This is a genomic window from Streptomyces laculatispora (assembly GCF_017353455.1).
In the GTDB taxonomy this organism is placed as follows: Bacteria; Actinomycetota; Actinomycetes; order Streptomycetales; family Streptomycetaceae; genus Streptomyces; species Streptomyces laculatispora.
In genome coordinates, this window is record NZ_JAFMPZ010000074.1 from 1 (window position 1) to 3,395 (window position 3,395).

The 3,395-nt window shown below is 70.5% G+C and carries 3 protein-coding genes; all 3 read left to right on the forward strand.

The features are described 5' to 3' along the window. Positions 1-612, forward strand: a 612-nt coding sequence (locus J1C73_RS03705; RefSeq protein ID WP_207315061.1) for a histidine--tRNA ligase, incomplete at its 5' end; no start/stop codon positions are given. A 532-nt stretch (positions 613-1,144) separates the two neighbouring features. Next, entirely contained in the window at positions 1,145-1,780 is a 636-nt protein-coding gene (locus tag J1C73_RS03710) for a vitamin K epoxide reductase family protein (RefSeq protein WP_123468389.1), read from the forward strand. A 74-nt stretch (positions 1,781-1,854) separates the two neighbouring features. Next, positions 1,855-3,237 (forward strand): replication-associated recombination protein A, encoded by a 1,383-nt coding sequence (locus J1C73_RS03715; protein ID WP_123468387.1) that lies wholly within the window; start codon positions 1,855-1,857, stop codon positions 3,235-3,237. Positions 3,238-3,395: the final 158 nt, after the last annotated feature.

Consider the following 3,395-nt stretch of genomic DNA (forward strand, 5'->3'; position numbering starts at 1 on the left):
ACCGGCGCGCCGGTGCTGCGGGACTACCTCTGCGACGCCTGCAAGGCGTACCACGAGGAGGTGCGGGACCTGCTCAACACGGCGGGAGTGGTGTACGAGGACGACGAGAAGCTCGTCCGCGGGCTCGACTACTACACCCGCACCACCTTCGAGTTCGTCCACGACGGACTGGGCTCGCAGTCGGCGGTGGGCGGCGGCGGCCGGTACGACGGCCTGTCCGAGATGATCGGCGGCCCGGCGCTCCCGTCGGTGGGCTGGGCGCTCGGCGTGGACCGCACGGTGCTCGCCCTGGAGGCGGAGGGCATCGAGCTCGAACTGCCCTCCACCACCAGTGTCTTCGCCGTACCGCTCGGCGAGGAGGCGCGGCGGAAGCTGTTCGCCGTCGTCACGCAGCTGCGCCGCGAGGGTGTGGCCGCGGACTTCGCGTTCGGGGGGCGCGGTCTCAAGGGCGCGATGAAGAGCGCCAACCGGTCGGGCGCGCGGTTCACCATCGTGGCCGGCGAGCGCGACCTGGCCGAGGGCGTCGTGCAGCTCAAGGACATGGAGTCCGGCGAGCAGACGGCTGTCGCCCTGGCCGAGGTGACCGAGGCGATCCGGACGCGCCTCGCGTAGTTTCCCCTCCCCGGTCGTGGGCGGGCGGTGCTCCGGCCGCCTGCGACCGGGCGGGCACCTCGGCCCCGGCCGGCCCGGCGAAGAGCGTCCCGGCCGCCCGTACCGTCAACCCGGCGGGAGCGGATTCATCCTGCCGGACGATTCCGGCCGAACAGCGCTGACGACGGCCGGATTCTGGCAGCGGGCGGAGACAGCGTCCCCGTCACGCCGGGACGGCCGTGACGGAAGCCCCACGGCCCTGCTCTTCCGCCCCGTTCGGCCCGAGCACTCCGCATACGCGCGCCGGCCGGATCCCCAGGCCCGGGCCGTCGACCGCGTCCCGGCCCGCGGCAACGCCCGTGCGGACAGCGTGCGCACACCGTGAGTTCGGCCAGGGAGCCAGAGCGTTTCGCGGACCCTCACGCTCCGTGCCCTCAGGGCCGTCCGTGCACGGGTCCTTGCGTGCCTCTTTATGTTCATCGAACGGAAGACCGGCGCAACGGTACGGCACAATGACCGTGCCCAGCAGGCTACTCAGTGACGGAACGGCGATATGACGACTGCAGCGGTTGACCATCCCTCCTCCGACCAGGACGAGGACGGCGGGAAGAGGACCATCGGCGGCAGTCGTGCGCTGGCACTGCTGCTGGTGATCACGGGCGCTGCCGGACTCCTTGCCGCGTGGGTCATCACGATCGACAAGCTCAAGCTGGCGGAAGACCCCAATTTCGTTCCGGGCTGCAGTCTCAACCCGGTGGTGGCCTGCGGCAACATCATGAAGAGCGACCAGGCGGCGGCCTTCGGCTTCCCCAACCCGATGCTCGGCCTGGCCACCTACTCCGTGATCATCGGCATCGGCCTGGCGCTGCTCGCCGGGGCGCGGTTTCGCAACTGGTACTGGCTGGGGATGAACGCGGGCACCCTGTTCGGTGTCGGCTTCTGCACCTGGCTCCAGTACCAGTCGCTCTACAACATCAACTCCCTGTGCCTGTGGTGCTGCCTGGCCTGGGTCGCCACGATCTTCATGTTCTGCTACATCACCACGCACAACATCAAGCACCGGATCATTCCCGCGCCCCACTGGCTGCGCAACGGGCTGGCCGAGTTCCACTGGGTGCCGCCGGTCCTGTGGGTCGGCATCATCGGCATGCTGATCCTGACCCGCTGGTGGGACTTCTGGACCAGCTGACCGGCGATCCCGCCGGCGCCGGGCCGCACCGGGGCCCGGCAGGGCTGTCAGTGCGGTGACATAGGCTTCGAAGCGTGGAGCCCGACCTCTTTACCGCAGCAGCCGAAGACCGCCAGGAGAAGGACCCGTCCAGCAGCCCCCTCGCTGTCCGGATGCGTCCGCGCACCCTCGACGAGGTCGTCGGCCAGCAGCATCTGCTCAAGCCGGGCTCGCCGCTGCGCCGCCTCGTCGGCGAGGGGAGCGGGGGGCCGGCGGGCCCCTCGTCGGTCATCCTCTGGGGTCCGCCCGGCATCGGGAAGACGACCCTGGCGTACGTGGTCAGCAAGGCCACCAACAAGCGCTTCGTCGAACTCTCCGCGATCACCGCGGGCGTCAAGGAAGTGCGGGCGGTCATCGAGGGCGCCCGCCGCGCCACCGGTGGCTACGGCAAGGAGACCGTCCTCTTCCTGGACGAGATCCACCGCTTCTCCAAGGCGCAGCAGGATTCGCTGCTCCCGGCCGTGGAGAACCGCTGGGTGACGCTGATCGCGGCCACCACCGAGAATCCGTACTTCTCGATCATCTCCCCGCTGCTCTCGCGCTCACTGCTGCTGACGCTGGAGTCGTTGACCGACGACGACCTGCGCGCTCTGCTGCACCGGGCCCTGACCGACGAGCGCGGACTCGGCGGCGCGGTGACGCTGCCCGAGGACGCCGAGGAGCATCTGCTGCGCATCGCGGGCGGCGACGCACGCCGCGCCCTGACGGCGCTGGAGGCGGCGGCCGGTGCGGCGCTGTCCAAGCAGGAGAAGGAGATCACCCTCCTGACCCTGGAGGAGACCGTCGACCGCGCGGCGGTGAAGTACGACCGGGACGGCGACCAGCACTACGACGTGGCGAGTGCGCTGATCAAGTCGATCCGCGGCTCGGACGTCGATGCCGCGCTGCACTATCTGGCCCGGATGATCGAGGCGGGGGAGGACCCCCGGTTCATCGCCCGGCGGCTGATGATCTCGGCCAGCGAGGACATCGGTCTCGCCGACCCCACGGCGCTGCCCATCGCGGTCGCGGCGGCCCAGGCCGTCGCGATGATCGGCTTCCCGGAGGCGGCGCTCACCCTCAGCCACGCCACGATCGCCCTGGCCCTCGCCCCCAAGTCCAATGCGGCGACGATGGCGATCTCCGCCGCCCAGGACGATGTGCGCAAGGGCCTGGCCGGCCCCGTCCCGGCCCATCTGCGCGACGGCCACTACAAGGGAGCCGCCAAGCTGGGTCACGCGCAGGGCTATGTCTATCCGCATGACGTCCCCGGCGGCATCGCAGCCCAGCAGTACGCGCCGGACGCCGTGCGCGACAAGCGCTACTACCAGCCCACCCGGTACGGCGCCGAGGCGCGGTACGCGGATGTGGCGGACCGGGTCCGCGAGCGGCTCGGCCGCACGGACGCCGACGGCGACCCGAGCCCGTCCGGGACTTAGGGCCTCTCGTTTGGATCATGCCGGGCTCGCGGGGTCCGGCACGCGCACCTGCCGTGTTGTCGTCGGTCGCCAATGCTCCGCATTGACTCCCTCCTCCGCCTTGCATCTGCACGCACCGGACCCCGCTCCCTGATCCAGCCTGATCCAAACGAAAGACC

What these genes read in the sequence shown, in the direction of transcription:
- J1C73_RS03710 (WP_123468389.1), top strand. Translation starts at nt 1,145, where the DNA reads ATGACGACTGCAGCGGTTGACCATCCCTCCTCCGACCAGGACGAGGAC.